Genomic DNA, 16,651 nt, shown 5'->3' with positions numbered 1-16,651 from the left:
GGGTACGTCACGCGGGCGACTGGCCGATCCCGGAGCCGCGGCGCGCCCCGCCGGGGACCGCGCTGCGCGCCCTGCAGGACTCGATGCCACGCTGCGAGGGCGGGTCGGCGCCGGTCCTCTCGGGCGACGGACGCGAGCTGGCGATGCTCATCGGGCAGGCTCCTGGCTGGCGCGAGATCGAGACCGGCCTGCCGTTCGCGCACGACGCTGGCAAGCGGCTCCTCGGCTGGCTCGGCCTCGCCGGGGTCAGCGTCGACGACTTCCGCTCGCGCTGGTACGTGACCTCGGTCGCGAAGTGCTATCCGGGGCGTCGACCGGGAGCCTCGGTGGATTCGCCGCCGTCGCGGGCGGAGGTGCTGCGCTGGGCGCCCTACCTCGAGAGTGAGCTGCGTCTCCTCGCCCCGCGCCTGATTGCGCTGGTCGGCGGGCTGGCGCATCGGCACGCGTTCGGCGCGAGCGCCCGTCTCGACGACCTGGTCGGCCAGGAGCTTGCCTGGGAGGCAGCACCGGGCGCATCGGTGATCGCGCTGCCACATCCATCGGGGGCGTCAACCTGGCTGAATGACCCGGCGCGAGTCGAGCTCTGGCGACGCGGGATCGACCTGCTGGCGGCTCGCTGGCAGGCGCTCGGCGCGGCCCCATGAATCGTGAGACCCGGATCGGCGCTGCGCTGGTGGCTGCGCTCGGCGTGTTCGTCTTCACGATGCTGGTGGTGGGCTCGCTGGGTGAGCCGCGGCCGGAGCTGACGGAGTACCCGGTCGGGGAGATCCTGGCGCAGCAGGATCCGGCGGCGCGCTACGGCAGCGCTGAGCTGCGGATCGTGGGCTGGTACGCCGAGCTCGCAGGTGATTGCGTCGGGGACGACGGGGGAGTGGACCCCTCCGTCGCCTGGCTCCAGCGTGAATGCCCCTTGCGGGTCCTCCTGAGACAACAGCCGAGCGACGACGTGACCCAGGCGGAGCTGGAGCGCGACGGGCTGCGACTGGCGGCCCCCGACGGACGGCCCTTCCCGTCGCGGGCGCAGCCAGGCGGGGCGAACCTGCGGCTCCAGCAGCTCATCTTCACCGGTCATTTCGACGACCCGTCGGCGGAGCGCTGCGTCCCGGATCGGGTCATTCGCTGCCGCAATACCTTCGTGGTGAGCACCTACGACGGCCTGCTGCGGTAGCCCAGAACAGAACAGGCGTTCACATCGGTCTGATATCATCGACCCGATGCCCTCCGACCGGATCGTCGTGCGCGGCGCGCGCGAGCACAACCTCAAGAACCTCGACGTGGAGATGCCGCGCGACCGGCTGATCGTGATCACCGGCCTCTCGGGAAGCGGCAAGAGCAGCCTTGCCTTCGACACCATCTACGCCGAGGGACAGCGTCGCTACGTCGAGTCGCTGAGCGCCTATGCGCGGCAGTTCCTTGGCCAGATTGAGAAGCCGGACGTCGACCAGATCGACGGCCTCAGCCCGGCGATCAGCATCGACCAGAAGGGCTCCAGCCGGAACCCGCGCTCGACGGTCGGCACCGTGACGGAGGTGTACGACTACCTGCGCCTCCTGTTTGCCCGGATCGGCCGCATGCACTGCCCGATCTGCGGACGCGAGATCGCGCGCCAGACGGTGGAGCAGATCATCGACCAGCTCTACGAGCTCCCCGAGGGGACGCGACTGATGCTGCTGGCCCCGCTGGTGCGCGACCGCAAGGGCGAGCACGAGAAGCTCCTGGCCGGCGCCAAGCAGGGCGGCTTCGTGCGGGTTCGGGTCGACGGGGAGCTGCGTGACCTTGACGAGCAGATCGACCTCGACAAGAAGTTCAAGCATTCGATCGAGATCGTGGTCGACCGACTGGTCGTGCGACGGACCGATGACGACGGCGCTCCCCGGCCCGATGCCTCCCGCATGGCGGACTCGATCGAGACCGCCCTGCGACTCTCGGATGGAACGCTCCTGGTCCACCTTCCTGACGACGGGCCGAAGGGAAGCGACCGGCTCTACAGCGAGCGCTACGCCTGCCCCGTGCACGGGGGCAGCTTCGAGGAGCCGGCGCCCCGCAACTTCAGCTTCAACTCGCCGCACGGGGCATGCCCGGCCTGCACGGGGCTCGGCAATCGGCTCGAGATCGACCCCGACCGGGTCCTGCCCAACCCGTCGCTGTCCCTCGCCGAAGGGGCGGTCCTGCCGTGGCGCCGCATGGTGGCGACCGCATCGTGGTTCGCCACCATCCTGGAGGCGGTCGCGGACCGGTATGGGTTCCGGACGGACACGCCGATCGGCGAGCTCACCGACGAGGCGCGCGAGATCCTGCTCCGCGGCAACCACGGGGAGCGGGTCACGGTCCGATACAAGTCGCGCCAGGGGCAGGAGCACTCCTACTCGACCACGTTCGAAGGGGTCCTGCCCAACCTCGAGCGCCGCTATCGCGAGACCAGCTCGGAGGCGACCAAGACCGAGATCGAGCGCTACATGACGCAGCGGCCGTGCCCGACCTGCGGCGGCATGCGCCTCAAGCCCGAATCGCTCTCCGTGACGGTCGGCGATCGGAACATCATCGAGACGACCCGGCTGGCGGTGACCGATGCGCTGGCCTGGTATGCCGGCCTGTCCGACCTGCTCACCGATCGCGAGAACCAGATCGCGCGGCAGGTGCTCAAGGAGATTCGCGCGCGGCTCGGCTTCCTGGTCGACGTCGGGCTCGACTACCTGACCCTCGACCGGGCGAGCGGCTCGCTCTCCGGAGGTGAGGCGCAGCGGATCCGGCTGGCGACACAGATCGGATCGAGCCTGATGGGGTGCCTCTACATCCTCGACGAGCCGTCGATCGGCCTGCACCAGCGGGACAACGACCGGTTGATCGCGACCCTGATGCGGCTGCGTGACCTCGGCAACACCCTGATCGTGGTCGAGCACGACGAGGAGACGATCCGGGCCGCCGACTGGGTGATCGACATCGGGCCTGGGGCGGGGGAGCACGGCGGGGAGCTGATCCACTCCGGGCCGCTGCCGGAGCTGCTGGCCAGCCAGCGCTCGATCACGGCGGCCTACCTGCGCGGCGACCGGGCAGTGCCGGTGCCGGCGACGCGGCGCCGGGGCAGCGGGGAGTGGCTGACCGTGCGCGGCGCGCGCGAGAACAACCTGCGCGGAGTCGATATCGCCTTCCCGCTGGGCCGGTTCGTGGCCGTCACCGGGGTGAGCGGTTCGGGCAAGTCGAGCCTCGTGACGCAGATCCTGTATCCAGCGCTGGCCGCGCGGATCTGGGGCTCCCGCGAGCGTCCCGGCGCCCACGACGCGATCGAGGGGATCGACCGCATCGACAAGGTGATCGAGATCGACCAGAGCCCGATCGGGCGAACCCCGCGCTCGAACCCCGCGACCTACACGGGGCTGTGGGCACCGCTGCGCGAGCTGCTGGCCGCAGTTCCCGAGTCGCGGCTGCGGGGGTATCGGCCGGGACGCTTCAGCTTCAACGTCAAGGGCGGGCGCTGCGAAGCCTGCGAGGGGGCGGGGATCGTGCAGATCGAGATGCACTTCCTGCCCGATGTGTACGTGCAGTGCGAGGTGTGCAAGGGGAAGCGCTACAACCGCGAGACGCTCGAGATCCATTACAAGGGGCACAACGTCGCCGAGATCCTGGAGATGACGGTCGACGAGGCCCTCGCCTTCTTCAGCGCCGTCCCGTCGATCCGCAACAAGCTGCAGACGCTGCACGACGTGGGGATGGGCTATATCCACCTCGGCCAGCCGGCGACGACCCTCTCCGGCGGCGAGGCGCAGCGGGTGAAGCTGTCGACCGAGCTCTCGAAGCGCGCCACCGGCCAGACCCTCTACATCCTCGATGAGCCGACCACCGGGCTGCACTTCGACGACGTGGCCCGCCTCCTGCAGGTGCTGGGGCGCCTGGTGGAGACCGGCAACACGGTGGTGGTGATCGAGCACAACCTCGACGTGATCAAGAGCGCCGACTGGGTCATCGACCTCGGCCCGGAGGGTGGCGCCGCCGGGGGCGACCTCGTCGCGGCCGGAACGCCGGAGCAGATCGCGCGAACGCGCGCCTCGCACACCGGGCGGTACCTGCGCCATGCCCTTGGGATGGGCGAGGAGGCTCCCGCGCGGCGCGCCCGCCGTCGCGAGCCTGCCGCGGTCGCTGGCTAGGTGCCCTGATGCCGACTCGGGCGGAGGCGCTTGCGCTGCTCTACGAGTGGAATGTCAATCCGTCGCTGCGCAAGCACGGACTGCTGGTCGAGGCCGGCGTGGGTGGATACGCCGTCGACGACGGGCTCGACAACGCCACCGTCGAGATGTGGGGGATCGCGGGCCTGCTGCACGATCTCGACTACGAGCGCTTTCCCGAGGCTGCCACGCACGGTGCGATGGGTACCGATGAGCTGGTCGAGCTCGGCTACCCCGACGAGGTGGTCCACGCCGTGCGCTCGCACAACGACGCCCTGGGAATCCCACGTGAAAGCCGACTTGACCACCTGGTCTATGCCTGCGACGAGCTGGCCGGCTTCCTGGTCGCGGTCGCGCTGATGCGTCCCACTCGCAAGCTCGAGGACGTCGAGCCGGCCAACGTTCGCAAGCGGATGAAGGACAAGGCCTTTGCGCGCGCCGTCCCGCGCGAGATGCTGATGGCCGGCGCCGAGGAGATCGGCCTCGACTTCGACGAGCACGTGGCTCGCATGGTCCGCTACCTCTCGGCGATCGCACCCGAGGTCGGGCTGTAGCCCATCTCCTCCAGGAAGCGTGATGGGCGCGCGGGGTCGAAGGCGAGTACCAGCCTCCGCGTTGCCCGGGTGAGCGCGACGTAGCCGAGGCGCCGTTCCTCCTCCAGGGCTCGCCGCGGGTCCAGCGCCCCAAGGAGCGCTCGCCGGTTGGGGAAGCGCTCCTCCTCGAACCCGATGACCACGACAGTGGGCCACTCCTGTCCCTTGGCGCCGTGCACGGTCACCAGCTCGATCGGCGCAGCCGGGTCGCGCAGCCGGGTCAGGCGGGCGAGGACCTCGTCGCCGGCCGCCAGGAAACGATCCAGTCGCGCGAAGGCCGCGGCCCAGCCGAGGAGGGCATCGATGGCGGCATGGTCGTCGTCGCCCAGCGCGTCGTCGCCGTCCCCGCGTCGCCACCCGCGCGTGGCCCGCTCGCGAAGCAACTCCGGAAACGGGGGATCGGCCGGTGGCAGGCGGCGTACGGCGTTGAGCAGCGCGCGGACCGGTTCGGCCTCGAGCGGCGTTGGCAGGGTGGTCGCGTGCGGCTGGCCTGCCCGCAGCAGCGCGAGGGCCACGGGAGTCAGCTCGGCGCGGGTCCGAGCGAGGATGCAGCACCCGCCGCCGTTTGACGACTCGGCGGCGGCGAGCGCCGCCAGCCGGTCAGGCCAGTCATGGCCCACCGATGCCACCATCACGATCGCCGTCGGCTCGGTGCGGCGACCGGGAGTCGCATCGATGCGCTTCTCGAACCGCTCGGCGTTGGCGGCGATCAGCCGTCGCGAGGCTGCCACGACCGATGGCGGGCATCGGTAGTTGGTGGCGAGCTGGACACGCCGGGCGCGCGGGTAGAGCTCGGAGAAGCCAAGGATGCGACGCACGTCCGCGAGGCGCCAGGCGTAGATCGTCTGATCATCATCACCAACCACAAACAGGTTGTCCTCGGGAGCGGCCAGGAGGCGCACGAGCCGGAGCTGGGCGGCATCCACGTCCTGGAACTCGTCGACGCACAGGTGGCTGAAGCGGGCCTGCCACCGGCGGCGAAGCCGCGGATCGCCCTCGAGCGCCGCCACCGCACCCACCACCAGGTCGTCGAAGTCGATCTGGCCTCGGATCGCCATCAGCGCCGCGAAGGCGTCCACCGTGGCCGCCGCCTCGGGCGGCGGCGTTCGGCCCTCGACCTTCCAGGCCGAGACGATGGTGTCGAGCGCCGCCGGATCGGGAGGCTCGGGTGGGGAATCGTCGCCGTCCGGGGCGACGCGCAGCTCGGCGAGCGCCCGCCGACGCGCGGCGCGCAGCAGCGGGAGACGGTCGGGGAGCAGCCGGACCGGGCGCCCGGCATCCAGCAACACCTGCCGCGCCAGGGCGTGGAGCGTCCGGACCTCGATCGCCTCGGCGCCGGGCACCTCCGGGGCGAGCCGGCTGGCGATGCGCGCCGACAGCTCGGCGGCAGCGTCGCGGTTGAAGGTGACGACCCCGATCCGATCGGCGGCCACCCCGCGGCCGAGGAGCACGCCGAGACGCGCGATCAGGGTGGTCGTCTTGCCGCTGCCGGCCGGGGCGATGACCTGGGCCGGCCCGTCGGGCAGCATGGCGGCTGCCCGCTGCTCGGGATCGAGCGACCCGAGCAGGGCCCCAGTTGCCGACGCGGCGGCGGATGGCGCGATCGTCATCGGCCGATGATCGCGAACGCCGCTTACTGGGCGATCAACGATCGCTTACCGGGGACTGCGTCCGTTGCGCGGCGCGGTCGTTCAGAGCTAGACCGCGTCAACGTCGAACGGAACCTGACCCCGGAGCATGCTCACGGGCGGCGTCAGCGGCGCTGAAGGGGCGGTACCGTCGTCCGTCGTAGGATGGGGCCCACGCCACTGGGCCACGGCAAACAGGAGCGACGCAGAGTGCCATGGAAGGGCGACGGTAGGTACGCGGACGTGAATGGCGTCCACACGTACTACGAGGTGAGCGGCGCCGGCAAGCCACTCGTGCTTCTCCATGGCGGGTTCGGAGGAGTGCACACGTTCGCGGCGCAGGTGCGCGCGCTAGCTGAGCGGTATCGGGTCTTCGTTCCTGAGCAGCGGGGCCGGGGGCATACGCCGGACGTCGAAGGCCCGATCAGTTACCAGATCCTGGCGGATGACACCATCGGCTTCCTGGAGCAGACCATCGGGGAGCCGGCGCATCTGGTGGGCGTCAGCGATGGAGGGATCATCGGCTTCCTCATCGCGATCCAACGTCCGGTACTGCTCCGCAAGCTGGTCACGATCGGGGCCAACTTCCACCGCGAAGGCTTGATTGGCGCCGACATGTGGACCGACGCCACGCCCGACGATGAGGCCTGGGCCGCGCCTCGGGAGCGCTATGCGGCCGTCTCACCCGACGGGCAGAATCACTTCCCGGTCATCTTCGGCAAGCTCCAGCGGATGTGGCGTGAGGAGCCGGCTCTGGCGGCAGCCGAGCTGGCGAGGATCCAGATCCCGGTCCTCGTTATGGCCGGCGACGACGACATCGTGATCCCGGCCCACACCATCGCTCTGTACGAGGCGCTGCCCCAGGGACAGCTCGCCGTGATCCCCGGAACGTCGCATGCCTCGTTCATGGAGAAGCCGCAGCTGCTGAACGGCATCATCCTGGACTTCCTGGGGGAAGCAGGCGCTCCGCAGACCATCCTGCCCATTCGTCGGGCTAGTGTTGCGGCGCCGGTGCCATCGAGCACCGAGGCCCGCTGGAGGCGTGACCGGACAACCTGAACCGGATTTCGCCTGTGCCCCAGCCTTCAGAGCACAGCGCTCAGGCGGAAATGCTTGACATGCAAATGGTCACTGGTTCGAGTCCAATGTCGCCCACCATCCACCGATTCGGTGCTCGGCTCCGCTATTCGATCGCCCATTCCGGAACGATCCGCCGAGCACAGCGCTTCTTGACTGCCTACGAGACGCATCGGTTGGACATCGCCGACGCTTCCCGCGTGGGCCAGCGCCGAGCGGATGGGCATTGAGGACGTCTCCTTTGATGACGCCATTGATCGTACGGGGACGATCCGCCGTTTCGAGTCCTCACGAGCGGGCACGCACCCCGCTCGCGCACTGTTGAACCTATCAATCTGAGCCTGAAGCCGGCGACGGCCCACTCGAACTCGTGACCGTACAACTGGGCCGATTTGCTCACTATCCCACGTTCCGAGCGCAGCGCTCGACTGAGCCGTTCCGCGGTCAGCTGGTCGAGACCTCGGTTAGGACTGGCACGGTCCGCTCCAGCGCGTCGCAGACCGGACAGTGCTTCACACCCCAGCGAGCGATCTCCTCCAGCGTGTCGGGATCGACACCGGCGGCCGCCAACGCGACGGAGACACGACCGCTGAGCGGGCCGGCGGGTACCGTTTCGTCAAGACCGAGGAGACCTCGATCGTCCGACTCCGAGTCTACGGTCACCTCGACCTTGTCGAGAGCAAGACCGAGCACCGCCGCGCGCATCGCGATCAGCGTGACCACGCAGCTCGCCTCGGCCGCCCGCAGCAGCCAGCCGGGCGACGGCGCCGTGGCCGTGCCGCCCACCGATCGAACCATGTCCGTCGTGATGCTCGCATCGCCGGGGCCAGTAACGCGAACGACGAGGCCCTCGACGAGCCTGGCGGTCGCGGCGCTGTCGGTCGATCGCGCCTCCTCCGGATGCTCTCGGAGATATGCGCTGGCCGCGTCGATTGCCCTGCGTATGCCCGCACCGCCCATCGGTCTGCCTCCTCTCATCTGGTGACGCAGAATGATGCCAGCCGGTGGATGGACCGCGGGCTCGAGGATTGCGACGAGGACCAGCCACGCGCCGAAGACGAGCACACCAACCCCGGACTCTACCGCGCGCGGCGGGCGACAAGGGCGAGCATCAGCCCGCCGCCGAGCCAGACCATGGCGGCCACGAGCGGCCCGCAGCAGGTAGAGACGGTCGGGGAGCAGCCGGACTGGGCGCCCGGCATCGAGCAGCACCTGGCGGGCCATGGCGTGCAGGGTCCGGACCTCGATCGCCGCGGCGCCTGGCACGTAGGGCGCCAGCCGTCCGGCGACGCGGGCCGCCAGCTCGGCCGCGGCGTCACGGTTGAAGGTGACCACCCCGATCCGGTCGGCGGCAACCCGGCGGTCAACGAGGACGCCGAGACGCGCGATCAGGGTCGTCGTCTTGCCGCTCCCGGCCGGGGCAATGATGAGGGCTGGCCCATCGGGCAGCATCGCGGCCGCGCGCTGCTCAGGGTCGAGAGACGCAAGTAGGCCGTCAGCCGCCCGTGCGGCTGTGGATGGCGCGATCGTCATCGGTCGAGGATGACGTAACCGGTTACTGGGCGATCAACGATGGCTTACCGGAGCTACGTGTGGTTCCCGTGGGCAGCGTGGAACTCGAACCCTTCGGTGCCCAGCTCGCCAGCTCGCGGGCCGCCGCCGCGAACTCGCTCCACGATCATGCCCGGCACGAACCTCATTCGGTTCATCGCGTCCACGGGAAAGGGTATGTGGCGCGGGTACCGCGAACTCATGAGCTGCTCATCGCCATGCCTTCTCCCCGATGCACTACCGTCTGCGTCACCTGAAAAATGCCTGCTGGGGTACGGAACCATGAGGACTGAGTTCGAAACAACGATTGATCGGCCGCCGAGCGTGGTGTTCAAGTTCTTCGCTGTCGACCACGTCCGCAATCACCCTCGCTGGGACCCGGAGATGGAGCTCGAGCAGCTGACCGACGGACCCATCGGGCTCGGAAGGGTGATCCGGCGCCGTCACACCCATACGGGAGCCCCCGTGGAAGGGACGATGGAGATCGTCGAATTCGTACAAGGTCACGCGTTCGGCATGGTCATTCGCGACGGTCCCATCGAGATGCACACCCGGATGGTCTTCGAACCCGAAGGCGACAATCGCACCAAGCTCACCGGTAGCATTGATGTGCCGTCCATGACGGAACCGATGGATCCCGGCCCGATCCAGCAGAGCATGCGCCGCATGAAGGAGCTGATCGAATCCGAGACCACGTAGGCGACGTGATCCGTCAGATGCGCCGGTGATCGCGGCTGCCCTTGCGGGGACGCGCCGGTGATCGCGACCGGCGATCGGGATCACCTCAAGGGCGAGCAACTGACCGAGTGGCTGGCTGAGCGAGGTATCGAGGTCATCCGACCCGTGGAGGGGCAAGCCCTCTTGAGCGTCCGACCTCAATGTCCCAAGGCACCGCCCGCTCAGGCCTCCGGCCACCTCGCTCGCTAAGCCCGCTATATGTGCGAGTTCTGAATTACGGCTGATCGTCGTCGCCACCCTTGCGTTGCCCCTTGCTGGTCAGGCCTTGTTCTCTCGTCTGAGACGCGGGAGAATCGCATTGAGGTCGAGCGATGGGTGGTGCCCAGAACGAGAATCTGGACGCGAACCACGTATCATCTGGCGTCGGGAGCCGGGGCTTGTATTCGAGGATCGCGCCGCGCGCGCTGGAGGGCCTCTCGGGCTGGCCCCCCGAGCGGTAACCGCCCGAGCAATACGGGCGGCGGTCCAGCTGCGACCTCGACGAGAAGGAGGAGACAGCGATGACCATTGCAGCCGGTGTCGAGGTACTCGCGGGCAGCCTGCGGGGCCAGCTCATCCAGCCGGGCGACGCGGAGTACGAGGGGGCGCGCCGTGTCTTCAATGCCATGATCGACCGCCGCCCGCGGTTCATCGTCCGCTGCACCGACGTGGCCGACGTGATGGCCTGCGTCAACTACGCGCGGCAAGAGGGCCTCGTCCTCTCGGTCCGTGGCGGCGGCCACAATGTGGCCGGCTTCGCCACGAACGACGACGGCCTGGTCATCGACCTGTCGCCGATGAAGGGCATTCAGGTGGACCCGGGGAGGCGCACGGTCCGCGCCCAGGGCGGCTGTACCTGGGGCGACCTCGACCACGCCACCCACGCCTTCGGTCTCGCCACGCCGGGCGGCGCCATCTCGACCACCGGCATCGCCGGCCTCACGCTGGGCGGTGGCATCGGCCACCTCACGCGGCCGTTCGGCCTGGCCTGCGACAACCTGATCTCCGCCGACGTGGTGACCGCCGACGGGCAGTTCGTCGTGGCGAGCGAGCAGGAGAACGCGGACCTCTTCTGGGCGCTGCGCGGCGGCGGTGGCAACTTCGGCATCGTCACCTCGTTCGAGCTCAGGCTGCACCCGGTCAGCACCGTCTACGCGGGGCCGATCATCTGGTCGCTGGACAAGGCCACAGAGGTGATGAGGTTCTACCGCGAGTTCATCGCCAACGCGCCGGAGGAGCTGAACGGCATCTTCGCCTTCTTGGTCGTCGAGCCGGAGCCTCCATTCCCGGAGCATCTGCACAACCAGAACGTGTGCGGTGCCGTCCTCTGCTACGTCGGCCCGCTGGAGCAGGCCGAAGAGGTCGTCCGGCCGCTGGCGGAGTTCGGCGCGCCCGAGCTGGTGGGCCTGGGTCCGATGCCGTTCCCGGTGCTCCAGACCGTGTTCGACTCCGTCTCCCCGCCGGGCTTCCTCAACTACTGGAAGGCCGACTTTGTGACGGAGCTGAGTGATGAGCTGATCTCGGCGCACCAGAAGTACGGACCCAGCGTTCCCAACCCACTCTCGGGTGCGATCACCTTCTCGGTCGATGGCGCGGCGCACCGCGTCGGAGAGCGCGATTCGGCCTGGAGCTACCGAGACGCGAACTTCTCACACGTCATCTATGCCGTCGATTCGGACCCGGCCGCGATGGAAACGCACACGGCCTGGGTACGCGACTACTGGAACGCGCTGCATCCGTATTCTGCCGGCGGCGCGTATGTGAACTTCATGATGGACGAAGGCGAAGATCGCGTGGCGGCGAGTTACCGCCACAACTACCAGCGGCTGGCACAGATCAAGCGCACGTACGATCCGGGCAACCTATTCCGGATGAACCAGAACATCAAGCCGGCTGCGGCGTGACCGCAACGAGCGCGGTCGTGGCATGGGAAACCGGCAGATAAGCGTTTGCGTTCGCCCGACGACATCGTTCGGCTCGAGGGGATCGAGGAGTAGAGCGTGGCGGTAGGCGAGCAGACGATCGGCCGCGCCTTCGTTCAGCTCGGGCGGCGTCGGTCCACCCAAGCCCCTAGGGGACGGGCCAAGCTGCGCCGTGCGGCACGTCGGGCTCGTAGTGACTGGACGGCTCGCGGTCCGGATGCATATGTGCGAGCCCTGAACTACGGCTGGCTGTTAGCCACTTGAATGCAGGTCGCTTCCTTCCCACGGGCCCTGACCCTGCGGCAAATGGCAGCACCTATTCGTACGTTGACAAATGATTGGCGGGAAAGAGTCGTGTCGCGGGTTTCAACGGGTTTCACTCCAACGATGCTCGCTCCGGTCTGGGAGCCCAGACAAGTTACGCTGGCATCGGGACTCGCAGTGCGACGCGGTCGCCCCGCTGCACTCTGCCACCTTGGATCACCTTCGCGTACACCCCGACGTGTACGTCGTTGTGCTGGGCCGCTGCTCGCAGGATACCGGGATCCTTCGGCAGGTCCACCTGGGGCAGGGTCGTCATGACGCACCGCGGGCAACCACCGGTGATCTGCACCCGAACATCGGCCCCGATGCGTAACGCCGTTCCGATCCATTCGTTCTCCGCAAAGCCCTCCGCCGGGTTGGGATCGATGATGATATTCGGACGGAAGCGCCGTGGCTCAAAGCGTCCCTGGGGGTAGAGCTCGCGGAGCCGGTCAAGGGTCGCCGTCGTCAGGATGTGGAGCACCGATAGGTCGAAAAACGTTCCGTGGGGCATCGCCTCATCGGTCACGAGGTCGTTGTGAGCCAGGCCTTCGATGTTCGGCCAGTACTCCTCAAGCTCGGGCTCGTTCGGCGCTGCCGCCGTCAGCGTCACTTCTCGCCCCAGCTCCGCCGAAAGTCGGCGATTGATGTCAGGCTGATCGCTGGTGAGCATGCTTCCGTCGGGGAGCGTGATGCGGACTGGCGGGAACGCGTTGTTTCTGTTCGGTGGCTCCACGAAGCTGGCACGATGGTCGAACAGATTCGGCCACTTACGTGGGTTCTTCGCGCTCGCCACCTTGCCGGTTTCGCTGTCAATGAGGGCGTAGGCGCGGTCGCCATGGATCCCGCGCTCGGTCAAATCTGCCGCATTCAGTTCCTCGCCCATCATTGACTTGACCGGGTAACGCCAAAGTGCCACCACCCTCCCAAGGGCGCCCGCTGTCTCAACCGATGTCACTTCCCAGACCTCCTCTCCTGCAACTGCACACGACACTTGATTCTCGGGACGGGAAGCGACGCTAGACCGTCTCCTCGAACCGGCGCGCGAGGTACGCCCCGAGATCAGGAGCGCCTGCCTGCTTGACCACGAGCTCGTGCCAGGCGCGTCGCTCGAAGTCGATGACTGCCAGGTCCCAGACACACGCCACCGAGTCGTCGGGTCCGGCTGATCGAAGGTCGTCGGGTGACGGTCCGAGGAAGTTCTTGTGGTGCAGCTCATTCTCATCGGCCCACCAGTCGACGAAGACGTAGCAGCCACCCCGCGCGTCGTGAGCGCCGATGAATCCGACCGCGTAGGCGGGCTCCGGCGGCAGCACCTCGAGCGCCAGCCGCTTGGCGGCATCAACGAGCTCCGGTCGAGGAGCTGGGCGCTCGTACTCGATGCCGTAGACCTTGAGCCGCCAGCCGCCGGGCTGCCACAGCTCATGGAAGGCGATTGGGCGGGCGACATAGGGAGAGATGGATGGCGTCGTCGGCGCGACCAGGTCGATCCGTGCAGTCATGTCAGATCTCCTCTCCAATGACCAGTCGGCGCCCGACTTCCAGGTGGTAGAGCACCGAGACGAAGATGGCCAGCCAGGCCTCGCGGGTCTGGACCGAGCGCGCGTACTTGAGCCAGCCGAGGAGGGCGTTGGCCGTGCCGATATGGAGCCGCGCCTGCCAGTTCGCGCCGGCGATGTCAGGCGGCAGGCGGCCGGCGACGGTGGCCGTGAACGACCCGACCACGGGGTTGCCGTGGATCCGGAGGGTACCCGAGCTCACGTGGATCCCCGCCGGCGTCACCTCGAAGGCCAGGAGCGCCACTGTCTCCTCCACCTCGATGGCGTGCAGGATGGCCGACATCACGTGGAGGCTATGGAGCAGCGTGGCGAAGTCGTAGAGCGGGTCGCCGAAGCCTGGATCTCCGACGTCGTTCCCGTCCCACACCACGCGGGGGTCGACGAACACGATCGACTCGTCGCCAGCAAGGAGCATGTTCGGCAGGTGGGCATCGCCGTGGAGGTACGCACCGACGGGCTGAGCGAGATCGGCGACATGCTGCTCCAGGAAGGCGAGCTGTTGGCGATATGGGTGGCAGGCGAAGCCATCGATGACGATCGGCCGATTCAGCAGCTCGTCGAGATCTCCGCCACCGACGAGCAGCTGGTGGGTGAGCCGCGTGTCGGCTCGCCCGGGGATGACCGCGAATCGATCTCGGTAGTGGTACCGCGCCACAGGCGAGACCTCACGCCGGAAAGTGAGCTCATAGAGGTCCGAGAGATGGTCGATGCCCGCGGTGAGCAGTGGCCGCCGAGCCGAGTCCACGACGGTCCGCGCCTCGTCCGCGAATAGGAGGCGGTCGAGCGGCACCGGATCGGCCGCCTCCATGAGATACCAGGCCGGATCCTCGTCGGCGCCGATGGCGACGACTGCCGGGAAGAGGCGCGGACGACCGGCCTGCTCCAGCAGGCCGTTGACGCGGCGCATGTAGCCGGCCTCCTCGCGCACGATGGCCGGCGCGGCCATCTTGACCACGAGCGGGATCGTTACATCGACGCGGGTGATGGCCACCGAATCGGCCCCGTTCGGCAGCAGCGGACCGAGCTGCGCCGTGGAGCGGAGGCGGCTGACGTCACTCGCGACCGCAGCCTGTCGGAAGCGCTCGAGCCGGTGGCCGAGCACGAGGTCGAGGCATGCCCGCACGTGCCCGACGATGTCCGCGATTCCCGTGAGGCGGACACCGGTGCCATCGGGGAAGATCACGAGCGTCGCACGCTGCGCGTAGCGGCGGCCGTCCTGCTCGACGAAGCCGATCGGTCCACCGAAGTCGGACTGCTCGATGACGCCGACCGGGAACGGGATCGCCAGGCAGCCGGCAGGTGGTTCGCTCCGCTCGCCCGAGAGGCCGGTTACCTCGATGCCGTGCTTCGCGAAGACGCCGGCTTCGTCGATGAACGTGCAGACCTCCAGCGTGCAGCCGGCCAGCTCGGGGTAGTGCTGCCCGACGCCCATGCCTGGGAAGGCGAAGACGACGGAGTAGCGACCGCGAAGTGAAGCCTCCAGACCGGTCGCCGCGATCAAGCGCTCGAGCTCGGCAACGGTCTCGGGACCGATGGGCGACCGCTCACCGGCGGCGGCGGGATCGACCGAGAGCATGGTGGCCATGACGCCTCCTTTATCCCTGAGGCGTGAAGGACGGCGTCACAACGGTGAACAGCGGCGTCGCGCCCTCAGACACGCCAGGAGATGGGCAGCCTGGGGTCGGGGTCGTATCGGCAATAGGTGCCCGTGCGGACGGTGCTGGCGAGGTGCCGGCTGAGGGAGGGGCTTTCGGCGGCGATGCGAGCCAGCGCGCTCTTCAGGGCCTTCGTGGCCGCTTGCCGAGCGCGTTCGGAGTTCGAGCCCGTGGCGCGCGCCCGCCCACCGAGCCCCTCGCCCCGCGCGAGCTCCGCTCGCAGCAGCTTGAGCTCCTGGCGGTGTCGCGCCGCCCGCTCCGGATCGGTGAAGCGTTCCGCCTCAGCCAGCTCGGCTGTGAGCTCCTCGATCCGCTCGCGATAGGCGCGCCGCGCCTCGGGGTCGAGCAGCGGGCCGGCGTGCGATGCCAGGGCCGTGTCGCTGCCGACGAGCTCGAGCACGTGGATCTCGCGGCCCGGGTGCGCCAGCAGCGTTGCCAGGTACGACAGCCCGAGCGTCTCCTTCAGCCGGAAGACGTCCGACCCGTACAGGATGAGACGGTACTCACCCTCCCGCCGGAAGACGTTATGACCGATGCCCGCAGGACCCGGCCCCAGCCGCTCGAGGATCGCGATCACCTCGCCGGCCTCTTCGTGCAGGCTCAGGGATCGCAGGATCTCGGCGCCGCGGGTCAAGGTCTCCACGGCCTGGTCGAGGCCGGGGACATCGGCTGCCTCGGGCATTTGCTGGGCATCGCTCGGCATGGTGGTCCCCAAGCATTCTGGCGGAATCGTAGCGCCGCATCGCAGGGATTTGAGCGGCGCCTCACCGGCCCGCGCCGAGAGGATCAGGGATGCGCGACGCATCCCGGCCGAAGGGGTAGCCGACACCATCAGGTCGGTATGCGCACACCGAAGCGCTCAGCGAGCTCTGCGATCCATTCGTCGTGGTAGCGCACGCCATATCGTTGTCCGAGCGCCGCGTGCGCACGCGAGTCAAGCGGTCCCTGTCGTGCGAGCTCGTCGAGTTCGGCGAAGAACCGTTCGAACCCGGCGGGGACGATGATCTCGACGATCCTGGCCGGCTCCGGCCCGGCGTTCCAGAACGCGTGGGGAATCCCGCGCGGCTTCATCACGTACGCCCCTGGCGCCGCCGTGATGAACTCGTCGCCCACTCGTGCCCCGATCGTGCCACGTACGACGTAGCTCACCTCGTCTTCGCGAGTGTGGGTGTGCGGCGGCACCAGGACGCCAGGCGCGATCGGATGTTCGATGACTGCCACACGACCCGCCATCCGACTGCCCTCGATCCGAAGCAGGTTCGCGATTCCTTGCGGCGGCTCTTGCTCCCGGTCCGGGCGGATCAGGAACGAGCGATCTTTGGCGAGGTCGGGCATGCGACAGACGTCACCGATTCGGGCAGGCGTTACCGAGATTAACAAGGGATGCGGGAGTTCGCGGCCCCAGCTGGGCCACCTCCCGGCCGCGGAGCGCAAGCCGTCGGGCGGCGGAAGGCGCCGCCCGGCTTGCCGAGCTCCCTGCAGATGC

General features: G+C 68.5%; 15 protein-coding genes. 7 read left to right on the top strand and 8 right to left on the bottom strand.

What is annotated here, in order from left to right:
• The first annotated feature begins 83 nt into the window (after nt 1-83).
• Genes WEB29_06465 through WEB29_06450 form a run of 4 tightly spaced genes read left to right on the top strand, consistent with a single transcriptional unit; the run spans nt 84 to nt 4,714 of the window.
• Nucleotides 84-644, top strand: coding sequence for a uracil-DNA glycosylase family protein (locus tag WEB29_06465; GenBank protein ID MEX2136587.1), 561 nt, complete (start codon nt 84-86; stop codon nt 642-644).
• The gene (locus tag WEB29_06460; protein ID MEX2136586.1) at nt 641-1,168 is read left to right on the top strand and encodes a hypothetical protein; all 528 of its coding nucleotides are present in this window, start codon (nt 641-643) and stop codon (nt 1,166-1,168) included. Before WEB29_06465 ends, WEB29_06460 begins: the two co-directional genes overlap by 4 nt.
• Before the next feature lie 46 nt (nt 1,169-1,214).
• A complete protein-coding gene (gene uvrA, locus WEB29_06455) occupies nt 1,215-4,142 on the top strand; it encodes an excinuclease ABC subunit UvrA (protein ID MEX2136585.1) in 2,928 nt (975 codons plus the stop codon).
• Between the two features lie 8 nt (nt 4,143-4,150).
• Entirely contained in the window at nt 4,151-4,714 is a 564-nt protein-coding gene (locus WEB29_06450) for an HD domain-containing protein (GenBank protein ID MEX2136584.1), read from the top strand.
• On the opposite strand, the gene WEB29_06445 is transcribed toward WEB29_06450, so the two are convergent.
• Entirely contained in the window at nt 4,678-6,363 is a 1,686-nt protein-coding gene (locus WEB29_06445) for an ATP-dependent helicase (protein ID MEX2136583.1), read from the bottom strand. The genes WEB29_06450 and WEB29_06445 overlap by 37 nt on opposite strands.
• 228 nt (nt 6,364-6,591) lie before the next feature.
• On the opposite strand from WEB29_06445, the gene WEB29_06440 reads away from it, so the two are divergent.
• Nucleotides 6,592-7,440: an alpha/beta hydrolase gene (locus tag WEB29_06440; protein MEX2136582.1), complete on the top strand. Its 849-nt coding sequence runs from the start codon at nt 6,592-6,594 to the stop codon at nt 7,438-7,440.
• 462 nt (nt 7,441-7,902) lie between these two features.
• On the opposite strand, the gene WEB29_06435 is transcribed toward WEB29_06440, so the two are convergent.
• Nucleotides 7,903-8,991 (bottom strand): UvrD-helicase domain-containing protein, encoded by a 1,089-nt coding sequence (locus WEB29_06435; GenBank protein MEX2136581.1) that lies wholly within the window; start codon nt 8,989-8,991, stop codon nt 7,903-7,905.
• A gap of 53 nt (nt 8,992-9,044) precedes the next feature.
• The gene (locus WEB29_06430) at nt 9,045-9,167 is read right to left on the bottom strand and encodes a hypothetical protein (GenBank protein ID MEX2136580.1); all 123 of its coding nucleotides are present in this window, start codon (nt 9,165-9,167) and stop codon (nt 9,045-9,047) included.
• A gap of 124 nt (nt 9,168-9,291) precedes the next feature.
• Between WEB29_06430 and WEB29_06425 the strand changes: the two genes are divergently transcribed.
• Nucleotides 9,292-9,708 (top strand): SRPBCC family protein, encoded by a 417-nt coding sequence (locus WEB29_06425; protein MEX2136579.1) that lies wholly within the window; start codon nt 9,292-9,294, stop codon nt 9,706-9,708.
• 539 nt (nt 9,709-10,247) lie between these two features.
• Nucleotides 10,248-11,630, top strand: coding sequence for an FAD-binding oxidoreductase (locus tag WEB29_06420; protein ID MEX2136578.1), 1,383 nt, complete (start codon nt 10,248-10,250; stop codon nt 11,628-11,630).
• Between the two features lie 436 nt (nt 11,631-12,066).
• On the opposite strand, the gene WEB29_06415 is transcribed toward WEB29_06420, so the two are convergent.
• The 5 genes from WEB29_06415 to WEB29_06395 form a co-directional block, all read right to left on the bottom strand.
• Nucleotides 12,067-12,870 carry an MOSC domain-containing protein gene (locus WEB29_06415; GenBank protein MEX2136577.1) on the bottom strand — a complete coding sequence of 268 codons (804 nt, stop codon included), beginning with the start codon at nt 12,868-12,870 and terminating at the stop codon, nt 12,067-12,069.
• Nucleotides 12,871-12,970: 100 nt separating this feature from the next.
• Complete coding sequence (locus WEB29_06410) at nt 12,971-13,453, bottom strand: isochorismatase (GenBank protein MEX2136576.1); 483 nt, start codon at nt 13,451-13,453, stop codon at nt 12,971-12,973.
• Nucleotide 13,454: 1 nt separating this feature from the next.
• Nucleotides 13,455-15,095, bottom strand: coding sequence for a phosphotransferase (locus WEB29_06405; protein MEX2136575.1), 1,641 nt, complete (start codon nt 15,093-15,095; stop codon nt 13,455-13,457).
• Between the two features lie 65 nt (nt 15,096-15,160).
• Entirely contained in the window at nt 15,161-15,868 is a 708-nt protein-coding gene (locus tag WEB29_06400; GenBank protein MEX2136574.1) for a hypothetical protein, read from the bottom strand.
• A gap of 128 nt (nt 15,869-15,996) precedes the next feature.
• Nucleotides 15,997-16,500 (bottom strand): cupin domain-containing protein, encoded by a 504-nt coding sequence (locus WEB29_06395; protein ID MEX2136573.1) that lies wholly within the window; start codon nt 16,498-16,500, stop codon nt 15,997-15,999.
• Nucleotides 16,501-16,651: the final 151 nt, after the last annotated feature.

Source organism: Chloroflexota bacterium (genome assembly GCA_040902225.1).
GTDB lineage: Bacteria > Chloroflexota > Limnocylindria > QHBO01 > QHBO01 > CF-167.
The sequence above is the reverse complement of the archived record's forward strand: the minus strand, read 5'-3'. Positions and strand labels throughout refer to the sequence as shown.